Below are 23,366 nucleotides of genomic sequence, written 5' to 3' on the forward strand. Positions count from 1 at the left end.
ATGTCCGGATCACTCTTTCCCGACCCCATGCAGCTGTGGCGGGAGGCCCTGACGCGCCTGGAGAAGGACGTCAACGCGTTGGCCACCGGCAGCCTCGAATCGCAGGACGTGGTGCGCTCCATGCACCAGGTCTCCACCGCATCGCTGGGCATGCAGAGCATGCTCGAGCGCCTGCTGGACGCCTACCTGCGCAAGGCCAACCTACCCAGCCGCAAGGACGTGGCCGCCTTGGCCGACACGCTGGCGCGCGTCGAAGAAAAGCTGGACCGCCTGCTGCCTGCAGCGCCGCCGCCATCGTCGCGCCCGGCCCGCACCCGGCGGCCGGCGGCAGCCAAGAAGAAGGATTGACGCATGTCCGCCGAGCGCACCGCAGCGGCTGCGACACCGGGGCTGCCCATGGTCGACCTGGCGCTCACCGAGCGCCTGCGCCAGGAAGTGGAGCGGGCCGTGCAGCGCACCTTCAAGAGCCTGGAGCTGATGGCGGCGCCGCCGCCGGAGGTGGGCGGCAGCCCCAAGCGCGTGCTGCACCGGCGCGGCACGCTGGAGCTGGTGCACTACCAGCCGGTGGCCAGCGAGGTCTACCGCGTGCCGCTGCTGTTCGTGATGGCGCCCACCAACAAGGCCTACATCCTGGACCTGGCACCGGGCCAGAGCCTGGTCGGCTTTCTGCTGGAGCGCGGCTACGACGTCTACCTCATCGACTGGAACGCGCCCGGGCATGACGAGCGGCACCTGAAGATCGACGACTACGTGCTGGACTTCATCCCCGACTGCATCCGGCGCGTACAGGCCGATTCGGGCGAGGACGAGCTCACGCTGGTGGGCTACTGCGCCGGCGGCATGCTCTCGGCCATCTACCAGGCGCTGCACCCCAAGGGGCCGGTGAAGAACCTGGTGTGCTTCACCACGCCCGTCGACTTCAGCCGCATGACGCTGTTCCGGTCGATGTCGGACGAGCGCAGCTTCGACCTCGACCGCTTCGTGGAGCAGGTGGGCGTGGTGCCCGCCGAGATCGTCATGTCGGGCTTCGACGCCCTGCGGCCCGCCAGCCGGGCGGCAGGGCAGATGCGCCTGTGGGACAACCTCTGGAACGACGAGTTCGTGAAGGGCTTCCGCCGCATGGAGCGCTGGGGCAACGAGACCCTGCCGCTGCCCGGCGGCTACTTCCGGCAGACCACGCGCGAGCTGCTGCGCGAGAACGCGTTGCACAAGGGCACGCTGAAGATCGGCGGCCGGGTGGTGGACCTGTCGCGCATACGCGTGCCGCTGCTGCACTTCATCGCGCAGTACGACCACATCGTTCCGCCCGAGTGCGCGCATCCGCTGGTGCAGCGGGCGGGCTCGCGCGACAAGCAGGAAGTGGTGCTGCCCGGCGGGCACGTGAGCATTGCGGCCGGCGCCAACGCGGTGCGCCGCATGTGGCCGGCGCTGGATGAATGGCTGGAAGGAAGATCGCTATGAGCAAGCAGGAAAGCAGCAGCATCACTGGCAGCAGCACGCGCCGCTACCCGCGCCAGGTGGACTGCGGTGGCGCGCAGTTGGAGGTGTCGCCGCTGCGCACCGCCGACCGCGAAGCATTGGCCGCACTGGTGGCCACGCTGCCCCCGCACGACCTGCTGTTTCTGCGCCGCGACATCAGCCACCCCAAGGTGCTCGACGCCTGGATGCGCGCCATCGACACAGGCGAGCTGGCCAGCCTGGTGGCGCGCACGGAAGACGGCACGCTGGTCGGCTGCACCGCCATCTTCAGCGACCCGCTGAGCTGGTCGCGCCACGTGGGCGAACTGCGCGTGCTGGCCTCGCCCGACTGGCGCGGCCGGGGCCTCGGGCGCGTGCTGATCCAGGAGTGCTTCGCGCAGGCGCTGGAACTGGAGCTCACCCGCCTGGTGGCGCAGATGACCACCGACCAGCGCGCCGCCATCGCCGTGTTCGAGGACCTGGGCTTCAAGGCCGAGGCGCTGCTGGTCGGCCACGTGATCGACCGCCAGGGCCGGCCGCACGACCTGGTGCTGCTGGCCCACGACGTCCGCGCGGTGGCCGCGCGCAACGTGTTGTATGGAATGAGCGAAGCCCTCGGCGGCTGAAAGGAGGAGGTCTTATGGATCTGGGTGCAATGCTGGCCGGCAAGCGCGTGCTGATCACCGGCGCATCGTCCGGCCTGGGCGACAACTTCGCCCGCCTGGCCGCCGGCTGCAAGGCCAGGGTGGTGATCGCCGCGCGCCGCAAGGAGCGGCTCGACGCGCTGGCCGAGCAGCTGCACGACCTGGGCTCGCCTCAGGTCACGGTGCTGGAGATGGACGTGGCGTCCGAAGCCTCGGTCGACGCCGCCTTCGGCGCCATCGATGCCAGCGGCGGCCCGCTGGACGTGGTGGTCAACAACGCCGGCGTGGCGGGCGACGGCCTGTCGCTGGAGCTGCCCACCGAGACCTTCGACGCCGTGATGGACGTCAACGTGCGCGGCGTGTGGCTGGTGTCGGTGCGCGCGGCCCGGCGCTGGAAGTGGCTGGGGCGGGGCGGCTCGATCATCAACATCGCCTCCATCCAAGGCGAGCGCGTCATGGCGGGCATCACGCCGTACTCGGCCTCCAAGGCGGCCGTGGTGCACATGACCAAGAGCTTCGCCCTGGAATGGGCGCGCCACGGCATCCGCGTGAACGCCATCGAGCCGGGCTACATCGGCACCGAGATGACCGAGGCCATGTGGGAGACGGACCACGGCAAGGCGCTGATCAAGCGCATTCCCATGCGGCGGCTGGGACGGCCCGAGGAACTGGACGGCCTGTTCCTGCTGCTGGCCACTGAAGCGGGCTCGTGGATGACGGGGGCTTGCGTGCCGGTGGATGGCGGGCATCTTTGCTCGTCGTTGTAGGCGAGATGCGACGTGTCGGTGTCGCGGCGCTGGCGTACGTGACTGCGACCCCACGCAACGATCGTGGTGTGCATCTAGAACTGTGAACAACATCCTGTCGCGGAGGTGAATTTGACCGAATACCAGCACAGCGGCGGCGGCATGAACTACTTCAGCCTGGACGCCTACAGCCAGGACGAAAGCGTCAACCGCAGCACCCTGAATGGCCAGCACGTGTCCATCCAGAGCGGCGGCGACACCACGCTGGCCGCCGTCACCGTCAACGCCCAGTCGCTGGACATCGACGCCAAGGGCAAGCTCATCCTGCCGGCCGTCACCACCCAGGACAGCGAAGGCTGGAACGTCACGCACGGCTCCAGCGCCAGCGTGGGCGCGCGCGGCAAGGGCCGCAGCGATCAGACGCTGAACTACACCCAGTTCAACGTCTCGGGCAAGACGAACATCAACGCCCAGGGCGGCATCCAGGCGCAGGTGGGCCAGAACGTCAACCTGCAGGACCTGGCCCAACAGCCCGGCATGGGCTGGGTGAGCAAGATCACCAACGACCCCAAGCTGGCGGGCAGCGCCGAGTGGCAGCGCGTCAAGGAAGCGCACGAGCAGTGGGCGTACCGGCAAAGCGGCATGGGGCCGGTGAGCGCGGCGCTGGTGGCGGTGATGGTGGCTGCGGCGGCTGCGCTTGCGGCCGGGGCAGCGGGTGCGACGGCCGGCAACGCCGCAGCGGTAGCGGCTGGAGAGGGCGTGGCCCTGGCCAACGGCAGCGTCTTCCTGACCGCCACCGGCTCGACCATCTCGGCGGCCGCCGCCGGCGCTGTCGAAGCGGGTGTGCTGGCCCTCTCAAGCCAGGTGGGCGTGTCCTTCTTCAACAACGGTGGCGACCTGGGCAAGGTCTTCAAGGAGCTGGGTGAGAGCGACAGCATCAAGAACCTGGCCACCGCCATCGTCACCGGTGGCGTTCTGGGCGGCATGGGCTTGAACGCGCTGGGCGAGCAGACCGTGGGCGCGGGCGGCAAGCAGCTCGGGGATCAGTTCATCAACAACCTGCGCATCCAGGGGGCCAGTACCCTGATCGACTCCACCATCAACGGGGGCAGCTTCGAGGATGGGTTGAAGACGGTGCTGATCAATGCGCTGGTCAACACCATTGCGGCGACCACGGCCAATGAAATTGGTGGCCTGACCGGTGAGGGCAAGCCGCTGAACAAGCTGACCAACAAGCTGGCGCATTTGATGGCTGGATGCGCGACCGGTGCGATGAGCGCAGGCAGCGGCAGCGGCTGTGCAGCCGGGGGCATCGGCGCGGCGATCGGCGAGATGATGGCCGAGGCGATCGGCTCGGGCACCAACGGCGTGCCCCGTGGGTGGACGGATCAGAACACGGTGTACCTGGCGGGGCTGTTTGGCGGCTTGGCCGTGTCGCTGACGGGTGGAGACCCGGAACAGGTCGCCATTGGCAACACCATGGCCAGCAATGCGGCGGCGAATAATTACCTCGACCACAGGCGGCCGAGCTTGCTCGCGTTGTCGGAGCAGGAACGCTATGAGAACGCCGTCAAGGCATGCGCGGGTGGGGATGCGGCAGCGTGCACCACGAAGCAAGAGCTTGCGCAAGTGTCAGCCAATCGCGCGAACGCGTTGAACGAGGCCTGTGCAGGCGGAGCATCGACGCCGCAGTGCCGTGCCGAGACCGCAAAGGCCACGGAGTACGGCAACACCGTCGTGAGAGACGGTTACGGGAATACGTTTGCCACGAGTGACTATCCGAACGGCTATCCAAGTGCTGGACCGATTCGCAGTCCGATGGAAGATGCGTTTGCGGGGCAAGCTGCGCAGAGTACAGCCACAGGGCTTGCCTTGGTGGCGCCGTATGCGCTGCAGCCCACTGGAAGTGCCCTTTGGGCCTGGCAGTCGAGCGTTGCTCCTGCTCAGGCTTTAACGGCTTCACAACTCCTTGGAGGAGGGCTTACGAGCGGAGCCACTTCAACTGGAATGTATCTTTTGCTGAATCGTCAAGACAGCACGCCCTCGGGGGCGCTCATAGCATTTGGTGCAGGTTACGTTGGTGCGGGCCTATCGCGAAGGCTAATTAACTACAACGCCGGGCTCCCGCATACGATCTTTCCTGTAAGCGTCGACACTGCCGCAACTCAATTTGTTGGGACGCTTGCGGGGTACGGGGCTTTCGGCTGGATGAATAGAACAGAGATTCCAAATTCCGGTTCCTCATGGTGGACTCGACCGATTTTTGAGAATTAGGATACGGCAAAATGAAATCGTCTCATCGTCGACCATTGTGGCATCATCTGTTTTTTTCCTTTATGGGGAGAGGCCTCGATCCCGAGTTTGCTCAAGATTTTTGGTTTTGGACTGGAAAGCCGTGGGAGGACGATAAATCAGTAAAATATAGATTTCTAAAGATTCTCTATATTTTTATAATCTCCGCACTACTCCAGTCAATAATTCCATTGGCATTCATTTTTGGATTTGGCTTTTTGATTTGGAGATGGTCGGGTTTTCTCTACTCATGGATGGCATTGTCTGGGCTGGTGGTTTGTGGCGCAGTATTTATTGCAACAATTGAATGGTGGAAAATTCGGAGGAAAATTAAACGTGGGACGCCGCCTTTATGAATTGGGTATTGCGAACGTGGATGTCAAGAAATCCTAAGCAAGCATTGGCGCAATCTCAAATCCATTGAGGGCCTCAAGAGCAGTGCGGCACCCATTGATGTCTGCGAGCGCTTAGGGCGGACGTGCTTCAGAGGTCAACGAAATAATGCGAGTAATGGAAGACAAGAAACGTCGCCGGCGCGGAAAATTTCAGAATCTCTATAGAGCTTCGATCATTGGAGTTCCCATTGGGACAATAGGTTTTGCTTTGAACGATGGGGGTTAGAGATTCTCTTTTTGTTCTCGGAGGCACGATTTGCGCCCTTGGGTTCTACCTTGGCATGGTTTTTCGAGCGAACAATAAGAAGCGTGCGTCACAACTAGGCGAGGACCGGGGCTGAGCGGGGACGTCTGCCCGGCGCTATCGAATCAGGCGTGTTGGCGTAGTAGTCAAGCCGGGTGGGCGCGTCCCAAACCTTAGTCATTTAGAAAACGACCCCGCAAGTGCCGCCCCGACGAGTGACTTTAGCCAGCACACGTTGGCAGGTAGGAATATTTGCTCCAGTGCCGAACCTTCCTCTAATCGGGGCGGAGAAGACCTGAATCACTCCTACAGGGAGCCGTATTCCCGTCGCGGTCCATGGAAGGAACCTGTTTGGCGTGCCAAAGATGAGATCGGCAACTCAATTGGTGCGCGACGACAGGATTGCGATAGGCTGCGAAAGATTGTCTGAAGAGCTTCGGCGTCAACGTCCTTGCGCTGCGACCCGAGCAAATCGACGATGAGGCGGACGTGCACTGGGGCCGATTTTCAGGCTAGACAGACCGAACCGCACTGAGCCGGAGGAGTGGCCAACGCAAAAAAACCGGCCGCACCGCCGAAGCGGGGGCCGGCAAAGGCAGGCCGAGGGGCCTTGCGACTCGGGGGAAAACCTACTTGGGCTGCAGCAGCTTCTGCAGGTTGGCCATGTTCTCCTGCAGGCGGTCCTGCACCACCTTCCAGCTGTTGCTGCGGGCCTGGGCCTCCAGCTCGGCCAGCTCGCGGAAGTTGTCCATGGCCTGCTGCACGCCGCGCTTGGCGGCGTCGGCATTGCGGGCGGCGGCGTCCTGGCCGGCGGCGTTCTTCAGCGCCTCCTGCCATTGGGCGAGCGATTCGCGCAGGATCTCGCTGCGGCGGGCCGCCAGGGCCTTCATGCCTTCATACGACTGGCGGTTGGCTTCGGCCAGCGCCTCCATGTCCTTGCGCTGCCATTCGACCAGCGCGTCGATGTCCACGCCGGGCAGCTTGAACTTCTGCACGAGCTTGCCCAGGTCTTCGAGCGAGGGCATGTCGCCCAGCGGGTTGGTGTTGCCGGCGGTAGTCGAACTGGCGGTCTTCTTGGCTGATGTGGCCATGGGTTTCCTTTCTGGGTTTCTCGAGGGTTGAGGTGAGGGGGCCGTCACGCTGGGACCAGGCCCGCGGCGCTGGCCCGCGCCGGACGGATGGCGGCCAGCAGGAGCAGGCCCGAGCCGAGCCACAGCGCGATCACCAGGTACATGCCCGAGCTGGGCGTGCCCGTCTGCGCATTGAGAAAGGCGACCACGGAAGGCATGACGGCCGGCCCCAGGTTGCCCAGGCTGCTGATGAGCGCAATACCGCCGGCGGCCGTCTTCTTCGGGATGTAGTCGCTCAGCGCCGCGAACAGGATGGGCGTGGCCGACGATTGGCCCACGGTGAGCACTGCCAGCCCGGCCACCGACGCCACCAGGTTGCCCTGGGTCATGATGACGATGAACGCACCCAGCGCGGCCAGCGCGCAGCAGAACATGAAGTGCTTGCGCCGCTCCAGGTGCCGGTCCGAACTGCGGCCGATCAGCACCATGCCGACCAGCGCGAACACCGGGCCCACGGCCGCCAGCAGCCCGACGGTGAACACGTCCTTCACGCCCCAGCTCTTGATGAGCGTGGGCGACCAGAACACCAGCACGTAGGTGGCGCCCAGCATCAGGAAGTACACCAGCGACATGGTGTAGACCTTGGGGTCGCGCAGCAGCGCCCAGAGCGATCCGTGCGAGGCGCCTTGCACCGCATGCGCATCGTTGTCCAGGTGCGCGCGCAGCGCCTCCTTCTCGGCGCGGCTGAGCCAGGGTGCGTCCTCGGGCCGGTCCTTCAGGTAGTAGAAGGCGAAGATGCCCAGCAGGCTCGCCGGCAGGCCCTGCACCACGAACAGCCACTGCCAGCCGTGGTGGCCCATCAGGCCGTCCATGTACTTGAGGATGGCGCCGCACAGCGGCCCCGCCAGCAGGTAGGCGATGGTGGCGCCGGTCATGAACACGGCAATGACCTTGGCGCGCCGCGCGCCCGGGTACCAGTAGGTCAGGTACAGGATGATGCCGGGGAAGAAGCCGGCCTCCAGCGCGCCCAGCAGGAAGCGCAGGATGTAGAACATGCCGGTGGTCTCCACGAACATCATGGCCGAGGCCACGATGCCCCAGCAGAACATGATGCGCAGCAGCGTCTTGCGCGCGCCGATCTTCTCCAGCAGCAGGTTGCTGGGCACCTCGAACAGGAAGTAGCCGATGAAGAACACCCCGGCGCCGAAGGCGTAGGCCGCGTCGCTGAAGGGCAGCGTCTGCTTCATCTGCAGCTGCGCAAAGCCGATGTTGACGCGGTCGAGAAAGGCGATCACGTAGCACACGATCAACAGCGGCAGCAGGCGCCAGCTGATGCGGGAGAAGAGGGCCTCGTCGTCGGCGGTGTAGTGGGCCTGCGGCGCCGCGGGGTGGTGATGGTGCATCGTGTTGTCTCCGTGGTTCTTCAGGCGGTGCGGCTGCGGCTGGCGCGGGCCGAGGCTTGGGGCGCGGCGGCCCGCTTGCGCGGCGCGGCCTTGCGGGCGGGCGGCTGGGGTGGTGTGGCCTTGGTGACGGTCTTCGCGACGGCTTTTCGCGCGGCGTTCGGCGCCTGCTCTTCCTTTGCGGGCGGCTCCTGCTGCTGCTCGACCGACGGCAGCGCCTTGATCAGTTCCAGCGCGGCGCGCAGGTGCCCGATCAGCTCGTACGACTCTTCCTGCGACAGGATGCGCCGGCAGGCCGTGATGCCGAAGTCCAGCTTGCCGGCGTAGCTCTGCACCGTGATGTTCACCGCGCTGCCGTGGTACGGGATGGACACGGGATAGAAGCTGTCCATGCGCGCGCCGGCCACATAGAGCGTGGTGGCGGGCCCCGGCACGTTGGAGATCAGCACGTTGGCCATGGGCGGCAGCCGCCGCGCCAGGTTGGAGCGGCCGTAGAGCGAGGCCAGGCTGGTCATGAACCAGGGCGAGCCGGTCATGGGCACGTCCACCCCCAGCACCGGGCGCAGCTCGCGCACCACCGCCTTGGCCGCTTCCGACGAGGCATGGATGGCCTGGAAGCGTTCCACCGGGTCGGCGATGTCGGTGGCCAGGTCCACCCGCACGATGGACACCTGGTTGTTCATCGCGTCGTCCCCCTCGGCGCGCAGGCTCACCGGCACGCCGGCGATCAGCGCCTCCTTGGGCAGCAGGTTGCGCTCTTTCAGGAAGCGGCGCAGCGCCTCGCTGCACATGGCCATGACGATGGTGTTGACCGTGCCGCCCACGCGCTTGCCCAGGGCCTTGAGCTCGTCGAAGGGCAGGGTGAGCGTGCTGTAGGAGCGCTGGTTGGTGATGGAGTCGTTGAACACGCACTTGGGCGCCAGGCCGAGGTTGAGCCTGCGCTTGCCCGAGCGCAGCCCCGATTCCTGCGCGGCCAGCACCGTGCCCGCGGTAGAGAGGGCGCGCGCGGCCGTGGGCAGCAGCTCGGCCAGGCGGCGGTACTGGCGCGCCGTGTTGTTCACCGCCGCCTGCAGCAGCTCGACCACGCCCAGCTGGTAGCCGTTGCCATGCGGCTGGCTGCGCTTGCGGCGCGGCGGCGGCACCTCGCGCATCTTGGGCGAGGTGTCGTAGAGCACCTTGGCCAGCTCGGTGCCGGCCTTGCCGTCCACGCCGCTGTGGTGGGCCTTGGTGTAGAAGGCCACGCGGCCGTTCTGCAGGCCCTCGATCACGTACATCTCCCACAGCGGGCGGCTGCGATCGAGCAGGCTCGAATGCAGCCGCGCGATCAGGTGGTGCAGCTGCTCCTCGTTGCCGGGGCGGCGCAGCGTCAGGCTGCGCACGTGGTAGTCGAGGTCGATGTCGTCGTCGTCGATCCACACCGGCTCGGCCAGCTCGAAGGGCATGGGCGCCAGCTTGCGCGAGAGCACCGCGGCCATGTGCAGGCGCCGGCCGATCATGGCCTTGACGTCTTCGTAGTAGTCGCCCTCGTAGTCCTCGGGCAGCTCCAGGATCATGAGGCTGCCCACGTGCATGGGCGTCTCGGGTGTTTCCAGGTGCAGGAAGGATGCGTCGATGCCGCTCAGGTGTTCCATGGCGTGGTGTCTCCTGCTTGTTCTTTCAATGGACAGGGGCGCGGCGCGCTTCCTCGTCGGCGAGGTCCTTCTTGGAGATCTTTCCGACGGGGGTCTTGGGCAGGGCCACGCGGATCTCCAGCGCCTGCACCATCTCGTGCTTGCCCAGCTTGTCCTTGAGGAAGGCCTGCAGCTCCTGCAGGCTGGGTGCGGTGGCGCCGGCGCGCAGCGCCATGAAGGCCTTGGGCGACTGGCCGCGGTACTCGTCCGGAATGCCGATCACGGCCACCTCGGCCACCGCCGGGTGCTGGTAGATGGCTTCTTCCAGCACGCGCGGGTAGACGTTGTAGCCGCTGCACAGCAGCATGTCCTTGCAGCGGTCGACGATGAAGACGAAGCCGTCCTCGTCCATGTAGCCCACGTCGCCGGTGCGCATCAGTCCGTCGAAGGTGGTGACTTCGGCGGTGGCTTCTGGGCGGTTCCAGTAGCCCTTCATCACGTTGGGGCCGCCGATGCAGATCTCGCCTATTTCGCCCAGCGCCACGTAGCGCGCGGGGTCGTCCAGCGAGAGCATGCGGATCTGGATGCGCGGCAGCGGCATGCCGCACGAGCCCGCCTTGCGGATGCCGTGCACCGGCGTGAAGGTGCCGGTGGGCGATGTCTCCGTCATGCCCCAGCCTTCGGTGAGCGGGCAGCCCGTCACCTCGAGGTAGCGCTGCGCCACCTCCAGCGGCAGCGGCGCGCCGCCCGAGCCGCAGTACTTGAGCGAGGTGAGGTCGTACGCGCAGGCCATGGGATGCCCGATGAGCGCGGTGTACATGGTGGGAACGCCGCAGAAGGTGGTGATGCGCAGCTCGGCAATGTCCCTGAGCGCGGCCTCGGCGTCGAAGCGCAGGTGCATCACCAGCTCGGCCGCCAGCCGCACGCCCTGCAGCATGTTCACCGTGAGCGCGAAGATGTGGAAGGGCGGCAGCACCGCCAGAAAGCGCTCCTGCCCCTCCAGCAGCACGGGCGGACGGCCGCTCACGCTGGCCGTGTACTGCGCGCAGGCCGACCACAGGTTGGCATGCGTGAGCATGGCGCCCTTGGGCAGGCCGGTGGTGCCGCCGGTGTACTGCAGCACGGCCAGCGCCTCGCGCGGGTCGCCGAGGGGGTGTGCGGTGTAGCGCCCGTCGTTGTCCTGCAACTGCGCGAAGCGCACGATGCGCGGGTCGTCCCACCACACGTCGGCCAGCTGGCCCTTGGTCTTCATCTGGGCCGCCACCTCGCGCGGCGCGCCGGTCATCTCGGCCAGGCTGCCCACCACCAGCTTCTTGAGCCGCGTGTGGCCCAGCATGTGCGCCATCTGCGGAAAGAGCGAGGCCATGTCCAGCGTGATGAGCACGTCGGTGCGGCTGTCCTCGATCTTGTGCTCCAGCACCTGGGCGGCGTCCAGCGGCGAGTAGTTCACCACCGTGCCGCCGGCCTTGAGCACCGCGAAGATGGCGATGAGGTAGTGCGGCGAGTTGGGCAGGTACAGGCCCACGTGCACGCCGGGCCCCACGCCGATCTTCTGCAGGCCCGCTGCCGTGCGATTGGCCAGGTCGAGCAGCTCGGCATAGCTGATCTGCCGGCCCATGAAGTTGACGGCGGGCTTGTTCGGCCACTTGCCCGCCGTCTGGTCGAGCAGGGTCTGCACCGGCGCGGGGTCGATCTCGATGTCCCAGCGCACGCCCTCCGGATAGGAATCGAGCCATGGCATGGCATTCATGGTTTGTCTCCTTGCTTGGTTGTTTGTTTTTGCGATCAGGCGGCGGCGCGCGTGTCGTCGCGGCCCGGGTCGGGGTAGACCAGCCGGCGCAGGCCTTCGCGGTGGAAGGGCTGCCAGCTGCCCTCGGGCTGGGCCAGGCGGTCGGCCACGGCGTAGAGCACGGCGGGGTGGTGCCCCAGGCCGCAATGGCTGGCCTCGACCTCGATGTTCTCGGTGGTGGGGCTGGGCCGCTCCAGGCAGCCCTGCCAGGCCACGATGCCGTCGGTGCGGCTGTAGATGGCGGTGGCGGGCACGGGCGGCGGCGTTTTCATGCGCTCGCGCTCGGGCCAGTCTTCGACCTTCTGCTCGCTCACGAATTCGTAGAGCTGCCAGGCGTTGCTGGCATGCGGCGCGCCGGCGAAGGGGCTGCCCAGGGTGATGACGCTGCGCACCTGCTCGGGCGCGCGGCGCGACATCTCGCGGGCGAAGACGCCGCCCAGGCTCCAGCCCACCAGGCTGACCTTGCGCCCGTAGCGCTCATGGAGCTCGGCCAGGCGCGCCTGCATCTGGTCCTGGCGGCCGGGGCGCGGGCCGAAGTTGCGGCCCATCTTCCAGCCGTGGGCCTTGTAGCCGCGGTCGTTCAGGAAGGCGCGCAGCGGCGCGGTGGAGGTGTCGCTGGCCGCCAGCCCGGGCAGCACCAGCACCGGGTGTCCGTCGCCGCGCGGTGCCAGCCGCAGCAGCGGCGCCATGGCGAAGAAGGCGTTGAGCTCCGCGATGGCGCGAACCTCGAGCAGCAGCAGGCTGCGCGATGGCGGCGCCATGTTCTCTTCCGAATCGGGCATGTCGTCTCCACGAGTTGTGGCGCAGAGTTTTCAGGCGCGAGACGGGCGTGCAAAGGTGCGCCGAGACCGCAATGCGGTGATTTGCGGACGTGCCGTCGCAGAGGCGACGGGCGACGATGTACCTACTTGCGCTTGCTCGGCGCCAGTGCCCCGACGTCCGCCACGATCTGGCGCAGCAGCCGGGCCGCGGCCGGCGGCAGCACGCGCCCGTGGCGCGAGACCACGTGCACGCGCCCTTGCGACAGCAGCGGGTTCTTCATCGGCAGCGCGACCACGCGCGCGGTGTCCAGCGAGCCGGGCAGCGAGAAGGGCGTGCCCAGCGCATAGCCCAGGCCCGCCACCACGAAGTGGCCCACCGCATTGAACGAGCTGGTGGTGAGCAGCGTGTTCAGCCGCACGCCCTCGCTGATCTCGGCCGCCTCGATGTGCTGGCGCACGCCGAAGCTGCGGTGCAGCGTGGCGCCCGAGTAGGGCAGCAGGTCGTCCAGCTTGAGCGGGCGGTCGAGCCGGGCCAGCGGATGGTTGTCCAGCACCAGCGTCTGGATGGGCTGCGGGTGCGAATGGTGCGAGCGCAGCCGCTCGTCGCGCGGCGGCTGGAACAGCATGCCGATGTGGGCGCGCTCGTCCACGATGCCGCGCACGATGTCGTCGGTGCTGCCCACCGACAGGTCCACCGTGATGCCCGGGTGCTGCGCCATGAACTCGCGCAGGCTGTGGCGCATGAGCCAGTCGACAAAGCCTTCGCCGGCCACGATGTCGATGTGGCCGCGCTCCACCTTCTGGATGCTTTCGAACTCGGCCAGCAGCTGCTGCTTCTGGCTGTGCTGGCGGCGCAGGTAGCTGGCCAGCAGCTGGCCGGCGTCGGTGGGCACCACGCCGCGCCCGTGCCGCTCCAAGAGGCGCGTACCGCAGTCGCGTTCGAGCACGCCGATGGCGCGGCTGACGGCCGAGGCGTCCATGCCCAGCAGCTCCGCGGCGCCGCGCACCGAGCCGCTGTCCACCACCTGCATGAAGTAGCGCACGCGCCGGGCATCGAGCCGGTCATCCATTCCGCTGGCCATGGCGGCTCCTTCGAGTGTTGCGTTTCATGCAACAAATATCCCAAGTTCCGGTCATTGATGCAATGGCTCTCCTTGGCGAGACTTCGCAGGCGCCGGCCCCCGGCGGTGTGGCCGGCCCCAGGTGCAGGCGGCCGCAGCCCCTTTTGCGATGCGCCTGACAACGATCCCCAAGGAAGACAAGCCCCCATGAATCCCGCATCTCCCCAATCCGCGGCAATGGCCGTTGCCGCGCCTGCCCATTCGTCCACCGCCGGGCGAGCGCGCCTGCTGGTCGTCACGCTGGTGGTCGTCGCCCTGGCCGAGCTGGTCGGCGCCGTCCAGTTCAAGCTCGGGCCGGGCAAGGTCGTGCTGCTGCCCATGCTGTGGGCGCTGCTCATCGCCGCTGCTTTCGGCCTGGCGCAGCGCCGGGTTCCGGGCGCCGCCCGCATCGACACCGGCCTGCAGGGCCTGGCCGGCGGCATGCTCAACGCCGCGCTGCTGCTGTTCGTGGTGAAGCTGTCGCTGACGGTGGGCGCCGCGCTGCCCATGCTCAAGCAGGCCGGCTGGGCGCTGTTCTTCCAGGAGTTCGGCCATGCCTTCGGCACGCTGGCCCTGGGCCTGCCGCTGGCGCTGCTGCTGGGCATCAAGCGCGAGGCCGTGGGTGCCACCTTCTCGGTGGGCCGCGAGGGCAACCTGGTCATCATCGGCGAGAAGTACGGCATGGCCTCGCCCGAAGGCCGCGGCGTGCTGGCCGAGTACATCACCGGCACCGTGCTGGGCGCCTTGTTCATCGCGGTGCTGGCCGGCTTCGTCACCAGCCTGGGCATCTTCGATCCGCGCTCGCTGGCCATGGGTGCCGGCGTGGGCTCGGGCAGCCTGATGGCCGCCGGCCTGGGCGCCATCACCGCGCAGCAGCCGGCCGACATGGTGCCGCAGCTCACGGCCATTGCCGCCGCGTCCAACCTGCTGACCTCGGTGGTGGGCTTCTACTTCACGCTGTTCCTGTCGCTGCCGGCCTGCTCGTGGCTGTACGGCAAGCTCGAGCCGGTGCTGGGCCGCCTCACGCCGCGCGGCCGCCGCCCGGTGGCCGAGGCCTCGCCCGACATGGGCCAGGCCGCGCCGGCGCTGCACAGCCTGCCGGCCGTCGACACCTTCCTGGCCTGGGCCATCATGGTCGGCGGCGTGATGATCGGCAACCTGCTCTCCTACAAGGTACCGCTGCTGGTGTCCTTCGAAGGCATGCTGGTGGTGGTGGCCATCGTCGCCGTGGTGGAAGGGCTCAAGCGCCTGATGCCGCGCATGCCGCTGGTGCTGGTGCTCTCGGTGGTGGCCACCATGGTGGGCATTCCGGGCTTCCTGCCCTTCAGCGACACCGTGCTGGCGCTCACCTCCAAGCTCAACTTCATGGCCTTCACCACGCCGGTGCTCGCGCTGGCCGGCTTCTCGGTGGCCAAGGACCTGCCGCTGTTCCGCCAGCTGGGCTGGCGCATCGTGGTGGTGTCGCTCACAGCCACCGCCGGCACCTTCCTCGGTGCCACCCTGATCGCCGAATTCTTCCACTGACCCCTGACGGAAAGCCCCGCACATGTACCGCGACCCCGAGATCTCCGAAGACATCCGCCAGAGCATGGTCGCCTGGCGCCGCGACATCCACGCCAACCCCGAGACGGCTTTCGAGGAGCACCGCACCGCCAACGTGGTGGCCAATGCGCTGCAGTTGATGGGCCTGCCGGTGCACCGCGGCCTGGCCGTGACCGGCGTGGTGGGCACGCTGAAGAACGGCGAGGGCCCCAGCATCGCCCTGCGCGCCGACCTGGACGCGCTGAACATGCAGGAGCTGGGCTCGCAGGCCCATGCATCCAAGTGCGTGGGCAAGATGCACGCCTGCGGCCACGACGGCCACACCGCCATGCTGCTGGGCGCGGCGGCGCACCTGTCGCGCCACAAGCCTTTCCGCGGCACGGTGCACTTCGTGTTCCAGCCGGGCGAAGAGAACGAAGGCGGCGGGCGCGTGATGGTGGAAGAGGGCCTGTTCGACAAGTTCCACGCCGATGCGGTGTACGGCATGCACAACTTCCCGCAGATGCCGCGCGGCCAGTTCGCCATCCGCGTGGGCACCATGACGGCCTTCCTCGACACCTTCGAGATCACCATCACCGGCAAGGGCGCGCACGGCGCCATGCCCGAGACCGGCATCGACTCGGTGGTGGTGGCCGCGCAGCTGGTGAACGCGCTGCAGACCATCGTGAGCCGCCGCACCGGCGCCACCGAATCGGCGGTGGTGAGCGTCACCCAGATCCACGGCGGCGACACCTGGAACGTGATTCCGGAAGAAGTGGTGCTGCGCGGCACCGTGCGCACGCTGGACGCCGCCGTGCAGGACCGCACCGAGAACGCCATGCGCCAGGTGTGCGAGGGCGTGGCCCAGACGCACGGCGCGCGCATTGCGCTGAAGTACATGCGCGGCTACCCCGGCGTGGTCAACACGCCGGAAGAAACGGCCGCCGCCGTGTCCGCCGCCGCCAGCCTGGTGGGCGCGGACAAGGTGCACACCGACATCAAGCCGGCCATGGGCTCGGAGGACTTCGCCTTCATGCTGCAAAAGCGGCCCGGCGCCTACATCGGCATCGGCGCGGGCGAGGGCGCCAACGACCCGCCGGTGCACAACCCCTACTACGACTTCAACGACAACATCCTGCCCCTGGGGGCCGCCTACTGGGTGGCGCTGGTCAAGCAGCAGCTTCCGGCGGCATGATGCGCTGATGCTTTCCGTCTTCGACATCTTCAAGATCGGCATCGGCCCCTCCAGCTCGCACACGGTGGGGCCGATGCGCGCTGCGCTCCTGTTCGCGCAGGCGCTGCAGGCCAGCGGGCTGCTGCAGCGCACGGCCCGGGTGGACGTGCAGCTGTTCGGCTCGCTGGGCGCCACCGGGCGCGGCCATGCCACCGACCAGGGCGTGCTGCTGGGCCTGCTGGGCGAGGCGCCCGACACGGTGGATCCGGCGCGCGCGGCCACGCTGCTGGCGGCCGTGCGGCGAGACAGGCAATTGCCGCTGCTGGGCACGCACGCCATCGCCTTCGATCCGCGCCAGGACATCGCCTTTCTGGGCGAACGCTCGCTGCCCGAGCATCCCAACGCGATGCGCCTGGCCGCCTTCGATGCGGCCGGTGCGCTGCTGCGCGAGAGCCACTACTTCTCGGTGGGCGGCGGCTTCGTGGTGGAGGGCGGGGCGCTGGCGCCCGGCGCCGGCCCGCACGAAGCCGAGGTGCCTTACGCCTTTCGCACCGGCGACGAGCTGATGGCGCTGGCCAAGGCGCACGGGTGCTCGATTGCCAGGCTGGTGATGGCCAACGAATGCACCTGGCGACCCGAAGCCGAAGTGCGAGAACGCCTGCTGCGCATCTGGGGCGTGATGCAGGACTGCACGCGGCGCGGCCTGGGCCAGGACAACGCCGAGGCCGGCCAGCCCTTGCCCGGCCCGCTGCACCTGCGCCGGCGCGCGCCGGCCCTGTACCAGCGCCTGTCGCAGGACGTGGCCGGGCACGACCCGCTGGCCGCCATCGACTGGGTCAACGCCTTCGCGATGGCCGTCAACGAGGAAAACGCCGCCGGCGGCCGCGTGGTCACTGCGCCCACCAACGGCGCGGCCGGCATCGTGCCCGCGGTGCTGCACTACTACATGCGCTTCGTGCCCGGTGCGAACGAAGACGGCGTGATCGAGTTCCTGCTCACCGCCGCGGCCATCGGCATGCTCTACAAGACCAATGCGTCGATCTCCGGCGCCGAGGTCGGCTGCCAGGGCGAGGTGGGCGTGGCCTGTTCCATGGCGGCCGGCGCGCTGGCGGCGGCGCAGGGCGCCACGCCTGCGCAGGTGGAGAACGCGGCCGAGATCGGCATGGAGCACAACCTGGGCCTCACCTGCGACCCGGTGGGCGGCCTGGTGCAGATCCCCTGCGTGGAGCGCAATGCCATGGGCGCCGTGAAGGCCATCAACGCCGCGCGCATGGCGCTGCGCGGCGACGGCACGCACAGCGTGTCGCTGGACGCGGTGATCCGCACCATGAAGCAGACCGGCGCGGACATGAAGTCCACCTACAAGGAGACGTCGCTGGGCGGCCTGGCGGTGAACGTGGTGGAGTGCTGACAGGGCTTTGGGCGGCCCGCCTCATCCCCCAAATGGGTGGCGGCATTTGGCGGCATGGCGCCGTACCATGCGGGCGCGAACTTTGGTTTGCACGCGAGAGAATTGCTCCAGGGAGTCGAAACGGATCGTCGGCCTGAAGGAGAGCATCCATGCCGCGAACAGAGCCCCTGCCGGAGTTCGAGGACCTGGCGCCGCCGGATCGCTTCTGCGACTTGATCCTCACCGGCGGCGTCACCAGCGCCATTGCGTATCCCGGGGCCATCTTTGCGCTGGCCTCGTTCTACAGGTTCAACAGCATCGGCGGATCGTCCTCGGGCGGGGGCGCCGCGGCGCTCGCGGCCGCCGCCGAGTACAGGCGCCGCCATGGCTCCTGTGAAGGCTTCCGCCTCCTGGCCCGCAAAACCGACGATCTCGCCAACCAGGTGGACGGCAAGACCGGGCTGGAGTGGCTGTTCCAGCCGGCGAGGCAGCACCGGCGGATCTTCACCGCGCTGGTGCCTGGGGTGGCGGCGCCGGCAGGCAAGCCTGCGGAGCTGGCCCGAGGGTTCCTGAAAGCCTACTGGTTCTGCATTGCCGCCGGTCTTGTTCTGGCCCTGGTCGCGGTTGGGCTGTTGACGGACCATGTCTCCGGCCTGGCCTTCGTTGCGTTCGTGGCTTCGGCGGTGCTGCTGAGCCTGATCGCCCTGATCGGCGTGCTTGTCTACGACCTCAAGCGGGTGGTGGACTACGACTTCGGCATGTGCAGCGGAACCGACAAGGTGGAGGGCGCGCCGCGTGCACCGCTGACAGTGTGGCTTCACGAACTCATTCAGGACATCGCCGACAGGCCGCACGACGCCCCGCTGACCTTTGCAGACCTGGCCAGCGCACCCGGGTCGCCGAAGGAGGTGATCAACGACTGCGCCGCCAGCGGCGCGAGCGCCATCACGCTCAAGATGTTCACGGCCAACATCACGCACGGGCGGCCCTACCTCCTGCCGCAGGAGGCGGACGACCCGCAGGCCGACCCGCCGCTGTACTTCCGGCCTTGCGAACTGCTGAAGCTGTTCCCTGAAGCGGTGGTCGCGCACATGAAGAAGCATTCCACCCGCTGCAACGAAGCGACGCCTGTGGTTCTGCCGGCCGGCGCAAGACCCAAGGGCGCCGCCCGGGCCGATGTGCCGGCGTGCGAGCTGACCGAGGACGAGGCCCTCTGGCTATTGCCCCGCGAGCAGTTGCCCATCGTCGTGGCGGCGCGCATGAGCGTGAGTTTTCCGGTTCTCTTCACGGCCGTGCCGATGTGGACGCTGGACACGACGACCCAGTCCCACCGCTTCCGCCGCTGCCTTTTTTCGGATGGAGGCTTGTGCGCCAACTTCCCCATCCATCTCTTCGACAGCCCGGTGCCCGCCTGGCCGACCTTCGGCATCGCGCTGCATGAAGTTCCGTGGAAGCAGAAGACGGACTCGCAAAGGGAAGTGAAGTGCGCAGAGGTGATGCGCGATGCCATCTCGCTGCCCGAGGATCACCGTGAAGGCGTCGACGACCGCTGGAACGGCTTCGACTACGAGGAACATGCAGGCGATCGCCTGTTCGGCTTCGCCGCGGCGGTGATCGGCACCATGAAGGACTGGAACGATGCCACCTTGTCCCGTCTGCCGGGCGTGCGCGACCGCGTGGTGAACGTGGGACTGCGGCCCGGCATCGGCGGCCTCAACATCCTGATGACCGAGTCCATGATTCGCTGCCTTGGCGAAACCGGCGTGGAGGCGGCCAAGACGCTGCTCGCCCGCTTCTCCAGGGGCTCGACGCCCGGCGGCATGGCCCAGGGCTGGAACGAGCACCGCTGGGTTCGGTTCAACGTCCTGCAAAGGTGCCTGTCGGAAACTCTGAAGGGCCTGGGCTGGGCCGCCAGCCAGAACCGGCACGCCACGCCGCTGCGCGAACAGATCCGCGATGCAGGCGAGCAGGGGCCGCTGATCGAGCGAGGACCGGGGCAGGGCCAGGCCGACCCGACCTGCCAGTTGCTCCCCGCCCAGGCAGCCGTGCTGGAAGGTGTGCTCGACGTGCTTCTCGACGCCGAGCGAGCGCTCAACGGCACGCGCTGCGAACAGCCCTACAAGCCGTCGCCACGCCCCAACCTTCGGATTCGACCCCCCATGTAGCCGCGCCCACACTGGCGAGGGAGTTCATCATGCAGATCGATGTCCAGACCAAGTCCCGCAGCCTGCTGGGTGTCAGCGACCTCACGGTGGTGGCGCCCATCAAGCGAGGCCTGCTTCCGGCGCTGGATTCACGCAGCTACGTGAGCCGCGCGCGCCTGCTGATGCGCACGCTCAACACGCTGCGAATTTCCTCGAGGGAGGCCGAGCCGACGCCCTTGATTGCCGACACGGTCGACCAGATCCGTGCGCTGCAATCTTTCCGGCTGGCCATCATCGAGGGGCCGGAAGGCCGATGGATGATGCTCCTGGCGGTGGCCTTCGACGGCGGGTGGGAGCCCTACATGCGCCGCATCTGGCGTGACCTGGGGCCGCTGCTGGACGTGATCTTCTGCAACTGCGACAACTATCCGATTTCCGTCGAGAACGATTTCGCCACCTATGCGAACTGGGTTCGCGCATCCCAGGCGACGACAGAGTTCTTCTACACCGCAAGTTCGCTGACCGTGAACGACCTGCACTACCTGCGCTCGGCGCAGGCCCAGCGGTTGAAGCCCAAGGGCGCCGCCACGACAGCCGCGCCGCTGCAGCCGAGCGCGTACCGGCAGGAGGTATTCGATCAATCGCTGCCGGCGCTTGCCGCACTCTATCGATTGACGGACATGTATCCGCCGGCCCCGATCTCGAGCGACGGTGCCTGCCTTCTGCGTGCGGCCGACTACCTCCTGCGTGCGCTGTCGGACGAGCTCAAGGATGCGATCTTCGCAAGCTGGCAACTGCGCCAGCCAGCCCTTGCGGCCAGCGATCGTGCGGCGATCCTCTGGTTCCGGAAGGCCCGGTGGCCGCAGGCGAAGCGTGGCGTCTGGGTTGATGGGGACGCCGCCAAGGTGCAGGGTGGCGTGCTCGCACCCACCCAAGGTGTCACGCACGCCTGCCTGCTGCTGCTCGAGATCGAGGATGCGGCTGCGGCGAAGGCCCTGCTGGCCCACGCACAACGCCAGGTCATCAGCGAGGCAGGCCAGAGCAATCCCGGCGCAGCGAGCCTGTTCAACATCTTCTTCACGCCGCAGGGCCTGCTCGCCTGCGGCCTTCCCGAGGCCACCGTCGCGCTGATGCCTTACGAATTCCGCGAAGGAATGGCCGCACGCGCCGGAATTCTTGGCGACTACCTGCACAACCATCCCAGTCGTTGGGCCCTGCCGCAGCGCTGCGGCCATGCGGGCGAGCGCGTTGAGCTGTCTTCGGTGCATGCGGTTGTCGAGCTGTCGGTGCGCGCAAGGAAGGGGCAGGGCAAGGAATTGGATTGGGACGGCGATGCCACCGTGGCAGGCCATCCGCTTGCGGGCGAGATCAAGGCCTTCAGCGCCGCCGTGGGTCCGGGCGTGCGCATCCTGTCCATCGAGACCATGCAGCGCTACATCCGGCCGGGTGAAAAACTTCCGCGCGGCCATTTCGGCTACGTCGACGGCATCAGCCAGCCGGTGCCGCGGCCGCCTGCCGGCGCGCCCCAACCCTGGGACCGTCCGATGCTGGGCGATTTCCTGCTCGGCCATGCCAATTCGCATGGCGATGTGCCGCAGACGGGACGTTTGTGGGACGACAGCACGTTTCTGGTCGTGCGCAAGCTCAAGCAGGATGCGGCGGCGTTCGAGGCCGCCTTGGCGAAGCTTGGCGCGGGCCAGGCGAAGGACGCAAAGGCACAGATGATGGGGCGCGACGATAACGGCGTGAATCCCGTCACCAACAATGACCGCAACGACTTCGACTACCAGAATGCATCTGCCGCGCAGTGCCCCTTCCACTCGCACGTTCGCCGCGCCAATCCCCGCACTGTCGATCCGGAGGGCCGGCCGCTGCCGCGCATCATTCGCCGCGGCATGTCCTACGGTCCATTGCCCCATAGCGGCAATCAAGGCACGCCTCGCGGCCTCCTGTTCATGGCCTACAACGCCTCCATCGCCGAGCAGTTCGAGGTGATCCAGTCGTGGCTCAACGGCAACGGCAGCAACCGCGAGATGAGCTTTTCCGGCGAGCGCGACCCGATCGTGGGCGTGCTGAACGAGGGCGACCCCGTCGGCTTCGAGTACACGGATGCCAGCGGCAACAAGCAGTTGATGGGCATCGACCCGCTCAAGCCCTTCGTCACGCTCGAGTGGGGCATGTACCTGTTCGTGCCGTCGATCGCGGCCTTGGGCGAACTGGAGGCCCATGCGCACGAAGCTGCGCAACTGGATGCATCCTCGACCGCCGAGTACAAGAAAAAGAAGGAGGACCGGCGCACCTTGCGGGCCGCCATCGATGCGCACAAGGGCGCTGCCGTCATTGCCCGGCTGAACCTGGCCGAGCAGGTGCTGGGCCTGGAGGCTGCGCGCGATCAATGGAAGATCGCACTGGAGGACGTCACCATGCGCATGTCCGGCGTCAGCCGTTGGATCTGGGCGGCCGTGCGCGAATTGCATGGCGGGGTGCTGCGTACCCCCTATGGCGTTCTGGTGTGCAGCAGCGGCAAGGTGCGGGAAGTGTTCGAGAACCGCAGCGGCAACTACACGGCCACCGGCTACGCCGGCCGCATGGCCAAGTCTTTCGGCGAGATCTATCTGGGCAAGGATGAAGGTGCGCAGTACCAGCTGGAATCGCACAAGGCCAATCGGGCGATCCAGGACATCACGCGCCAGGAAGCCTTCGACAGCGCCTTTGCCCGCACGCGCCTCACCTTGCATCAGTTGGCGGGCGGCAAAGGTGGGGTAGAAAAGACCGTGGAGGCCAAGGACCTGGTGGACGCGGTGCTGGCCGGGCTGTGCGACGAGTGGTTTGGGCTGCCCGACAACATCTTCGTCGTGGCGGGCGGCTGGCATTGGCGCGATGGCGGTCCGCCGACCTGCCCGGGCCACTTCCACTCGCCCTCGCGTTACATGTTCCAGCCCAACCCCGGCAAGGAAGCCACCGACATCGGGGAGGCGCACGGCAAGCTGCTCAACAAGGCCGTGCACGACTGGGTGGCGGGGCATCGCAGGCGCGGCACCGTGCCGCTGCGCACCATCGCCGAGCGCCTGTTCGAGGCCATTCCCGACGACGACGAACGGCTCGTGCGGACCTTGATCGGCGTGCTGATGGGCTTTCTGCCGACGGTCGACGGCAACCTGCGAGCAACGCTCTACGAATGGGTCAACGACCGCTCGCTCTGGGACCATCAGCTCGGCTACCAGGCAGCAGCGGCTGGCAAGCCCTATGACAAGGCGCATGCCGTGCTGCTTCCCAAGCTCATCCGCACCCTGCAGCTGCGTCCGGTGCCCGAACTGACCTGGCGCATCGCCCTGCGCAACCACCGGCTGGGCGGGGTCGACGTGCGTGCGGGCGAGACTGTGGCGATCAGCATCGTCTCGGCCATGCACGAGTGCCTTGCGAACGACGACCCCGACATCTACGCCGTCTTCGGGGGCAAGCGCGAGCGCGGCGCCGGGATTTCCATCCCGACCCATGCCTGCCCCGGCTATGAGATGGCGCTGGGTGTGCTGCTTGGCTTCTTCGCCGCGCTGGCCGAGTTTGCGGACATGCGGCCCACGCTGTCTCCCATGGCGCTGAAGATGAGGCTGCGCTGAACCGCCGGCCC

At 67.4% G+C, this 23,366-nt stretch carries 17 protein-coding genes; 11 read left to right on the forward strand and 6 right to left on the reverse strand.

Translation table 11 applies throughout. The features are described from left to right. From VSO01S_RS11020 to VSO01S_RS27105, 6 genes are all read left to right on the forward strand, one after another. Entirely contained in the window at positions 1-348 is a 348-nt protein-coding gene (locus VSO01S_RS11020; RefSeq protein WP_153305222.1) for a hypothetical protein, read from the forward strand. Between the two features lie 3 nt (positions 349-351). Next, the gene (locus VSO01S_RS11025; protein WP_084241813.1) at positions 352-1,461 is read left to right on the forward strand and encodes a PHA/PHB synthase family protein; all 1,110 of its coding nucleotides are present in this window, start codon (positions 352-354) and stop codon (positions 1,459-1,461) included. Beyond that, positions 1,458-2,084 carry a GNAT family N-acetyltransferase gene (locus VSO01S_RS11030; protein ID WP_084241814.1) on the forward strand — a complete coding sequence of 209 codons (627 nt, stop codon included), beginning with the start codon at positions 1,458-1,460 and terminating at the stop codon, positions 2,082-2,084. Before VSO01S_RS11025 ends, VSO01S_RS11030 begins: the two co-directional genes overlap by 4 nt. Before the next feature lie 14 nt (positions 2,085-2,098). Beyond that, the gene (locus VSO01S_RS11035; RefSeq protein WP_068642265.1) at positions 2,099-2,869 is read left to right on the forward strand and encodes an SDR family NAD(P)-dependent oxidoreductase; all 771 of its coding nucleotides are present in this window, start codon (positions 2,099-2,101) and stop codon (positions 2,867-2,869) included. A gap of 111 nt (positions 2,870-2,980) precedes the next feature. Next, complete coding sequence (locus VSO01S_RS11040) at positions 2,981-5,122, forward strand: DUF637 domain-containing protein (RefSeq protein WP_068642267.1); 2,142 nt, start codon at positions 2,981-2,983, stop codon at positions 5,120-5,122. A gap of 11 nt (positions 5,123-5,133) precedes the next feature. Continuing rightward, complete coding sequence (locus tag VSO01S_RS27105) at positions 5,134-5,496, forward strand: hypothetical protein (protein WP_153305224.1); 363 nt, start codon at positions 5,134-5,136, stop codon at positions 5,494-5,496. 912 nt (positions 5,497-6,408) lie between these two features. Here VSO01S_RS27105 and phaP read toward each other — a convergent pair. The 6 genes from phaP to VSO01S_RS11070 all read right to left on the reverse strand — a co-directional run bounded on the left by phaP (position 6,409) and on the right by VSO01S_RS11070 (position 13,479). Further along, the gene (gene phaP / locus VSO01S_RS11045) at positions 6,409-6,870 is read right to left on the reverse strand and encodes a phasin family protein (protein WP_068642268.1); all 462 of its coding nucleotides are present in this window, start codon (positions 6,868-6,870) and stop codon (positions 6,409-6,411) included. 44 nt (positions 6,871-6,914) lie between these two features. Beyond that, positions 6,915-8,252 carry an MFS transporter gene (locus VSO01S_RS11050; protein WP_068642270.1) on the reverse strand — a complete coding sequence of 446 codons (1,338 nt, stop codon included), beginning with the start codon at positions 8,250-8,252 and terminating at the stop codon, positions 6,915-6,917. Positions 8,253-8,272: 20 nt separating this feature from the next. Further along, the gene (locus VSO01S_RS11055) at positions 8,273-9,880 is read right to left on the reverse strand and encodes a WS/DGAT/MGAT family O-acyltransferase (protein ID WP_084241815.1); all 1,608 of its coding nucleotides are present in this window, start codon (positions 9,878-9,880) and stop codon (positions 8,273-8,275) included. Positions 9,881-9,905: 25 nt separating this feature from the next. Next, positions 9,906-11,609, reverse strand: a complete 1,704-nt coding sequence (locus VSO01S_RS11060) for a long-chain-fatty-acid--CoA ligase (RefSeq protein ID WP_068642272.1) — start codon at positions 11,607-11,609, stop codon at positions 9,906-9,908. A gap of 35 nt (positions 11,610-11,644) precedes the next feature. After that, positions 11,645-12,430: an esterase/lipase family protein gene (locus VSO01S_RS11065; protein WP_068642273.1), complete on the reverse strand. Its 786-nt coding sequence runs from the start codon at positions 12,428-12,430 to the stop codon at positions 11,645-11,647. A gap of 122 nt (positions 12,431-12,552) precedes the next feature. After that, the gene (locus VSO01S_RS11070) at positions 12,553-13,479 is read right to left on the reverse strand and encodes a LysR family transcriptional regulator (protein WP_068642275.1); all 927 of its coding nucleotides are present in this window, start codon (positions 13,477-13,479) and stop codon (positions 12,553-12,555) included. A gap of 228 nt (positions 13,480-13,707) precedes the next feature. Here VSO01S_RS11070 and VSO01S_RS11075 point away from each other — a divergent pair, with 228 nt between their 5' ends. From VSO01S_RS11075 to VSO01S_RS11095, 5 genes are all read left to right on the forward strand, one after another. Next, complete coding sequence (locus VSO01S_RS11075) at positions 13,708-15,033, forward strand: DUF3100 domain-containing protein (protein WP_373282889.1); 1,326 nt, start codon at positions 13,708-13,710, stop codon at positions 15,031-15,033. Positions 15,034-15,055: 22 nt separating this feature from the next. After that, positions 15,056-16,225 (forward strand): M20 aminoacylase family protein, encoded by a 1,170-nt coding sequence (locus tag VSO01S_RS11080; RefSeq protein ID WP_068642279.1) that lies wholly within the window; start codon positions 15,056-15,058, stop codon positions 16,223-16,225. Between the two features lie 4 nt (positions 16,226-16,229). Further along, the gene (locus VSO01S_RS11085) at positions 16,230-17,615 is read left to right on the forward strand and encodes an L-serine ammonia-lyase (RefSeq protein ID WP_068642281.1); all 1,386 of its coding nucleotides are present in this window, start codon (positions 16,230-16,232) and stop codon (positions 17,613-17,615) included. A 149-nt stretch (positions 17,616-17,764) separates the two neighbouring features. Continuing rightward, positions 17,765-19,759 (forward strand): patatin-like phospholipase domain-containing protein, encoded by a 1,995-nt coding sequence (locus VSO01S_RS11090; protein ID WP_068642283.1) that lies wholly within the window; start codon positions 17,765-17,767, stop codon positions 19,757-19,759. Positions 19,760-19,788: 29 nt separating this feature from the next. Then, the gene (locus tag VSO01S_RS11095) at positions 19,789-23,355 is read left to right on the forward strand and encodes a Dyp-type peroxidase domain-containing protein (RefSeq protein WP_068642285.1); all 3,567 of its coding nucleotides are present in this window, start codon (positions 19,789-19,791) and stop codon (positions 23,353-23,355) included. Positions 23,356-23,366: the final 11 nt, after the last annotated feature.

The organism is Variovorax soli NBRC 106424 (assembly GCF_001591385.1).
GTDB lineage: Bacteria > Pseudomonadota > Gammaproteobacteria > Burkholderiales > Burkholderiaceae_C > Variovorax > Variovorax soli.

Excerpts from the sequence above, each read along its gene's own strand:
- VSO01S_RS11035 (WP_068642265.1), top strand. The coding sequence starts at position 2,099 with ATGGATCTGGGTGCAATGCTGGCCGGCAAGCGCGTGCTGATCACCGGC.
- VSO01S_RS11025 (WP_084241813.1), top strand. The coding sequence starts at position 352 with ATGTCCGCCGAGCGCACCGCAGCGGCTGCGACACCGGGGCTGCCCATG.
- VSO01S_RS11090 (WP_068642283.1), top strand. The coding sequence starts at position 17,765 with ATGCCGCGAACAGAGCCCCTGCCGGAGTTCGAGGACCTGGCGCCGCCG.
- phaP (WP_068642268.1), bottom strand. The coding sequence starts at position 6,870 with ATGGCCACATCAGCCAAGAAGACCGCCAGTTCGACTACCGCCGGCAAC.
- VSO01S_RS11020 (WP_153305222.1), top strand. The coding sequence starts at position 1 with ATGTCCGGATCACTCTTTCCCGACCCCATGCAGCTGTGGCGGGAGGCC.
- VSO01S_RS11065 (WP_068642273.1), bottom strand. The coding sequence starts at position 12,430 with ATGCCCGATTCGGAAGAGAACATGGCGCCGCCATCGCGCAGCCTGCTG.
- VSO01S_RS11030 (WP_084241814.1), top strand. The coding sequence starts at position 1,458 with ATGAGCAAGCAGGAAAGCAGCAGCATCACTGGCAGCAGCACGCGCCGC.
- VSO01S_RS11055 (WP_084241815.1), bottom strand. The coding sequence starts at position 9,880 with ATGGAACACCTGAGCGGCATCGACGCATCCTTCCTGCACCTGGAAACA.
- VSO01S_RS11080 (WP_068642279.1), top strand. The coding sequence starts at position 15,056 with ATGTACCGCGACCCCGAGATCTCCGAAGACATCCGCCAGAGCATGGTC.
- VSO01S_RS11070 (WP_068642275.1), bottom strand. The coding sequence starts at position 13,479 with ATGGATGACCGGCTCGATGCCCGGCGCGTGCGCTACTTCATGCAGGTG.
- VSO01S_RS27105 (WP_153305224.1), top strand. The coding sequence starts at position 5,134 with ATGAAATCGTCTCATCGTCGACCATTGTGGCATCATCTGTTTTTTTCC.
- VSO01S_RS11095 (WP_068642285.1), top strand. The coding sequence starts at position 19,789 with ATGCAGATCGATGTCCAGACCAAGTCCCGCAGCCTGCTGGGTGTCAGC.
- VSO01S_RS11060 (WP_068642272.1), bottom strand. The coding sequence starts at position 11,609 with ATGAATGCCATGCCATGGCTCGATTCCTATCCGGAGGGCGTGCGCTGG.
- VSO01S_RS11075 (WP_373282889.1), top strand. The coding sequence starts at position 13,708 with ATGGCCGTTGCCGCGCCTGCCCATTCGTCCACCGCCGGGCGAGCGCGC.
- VSO01S_RS11050 (WP_068642270.1), bottom strand. The coding sequence starts at position 8,252 with ATGCACCATCACCACCCCGCGGCGCCGCAGGCCCACTACACCGCCGAC.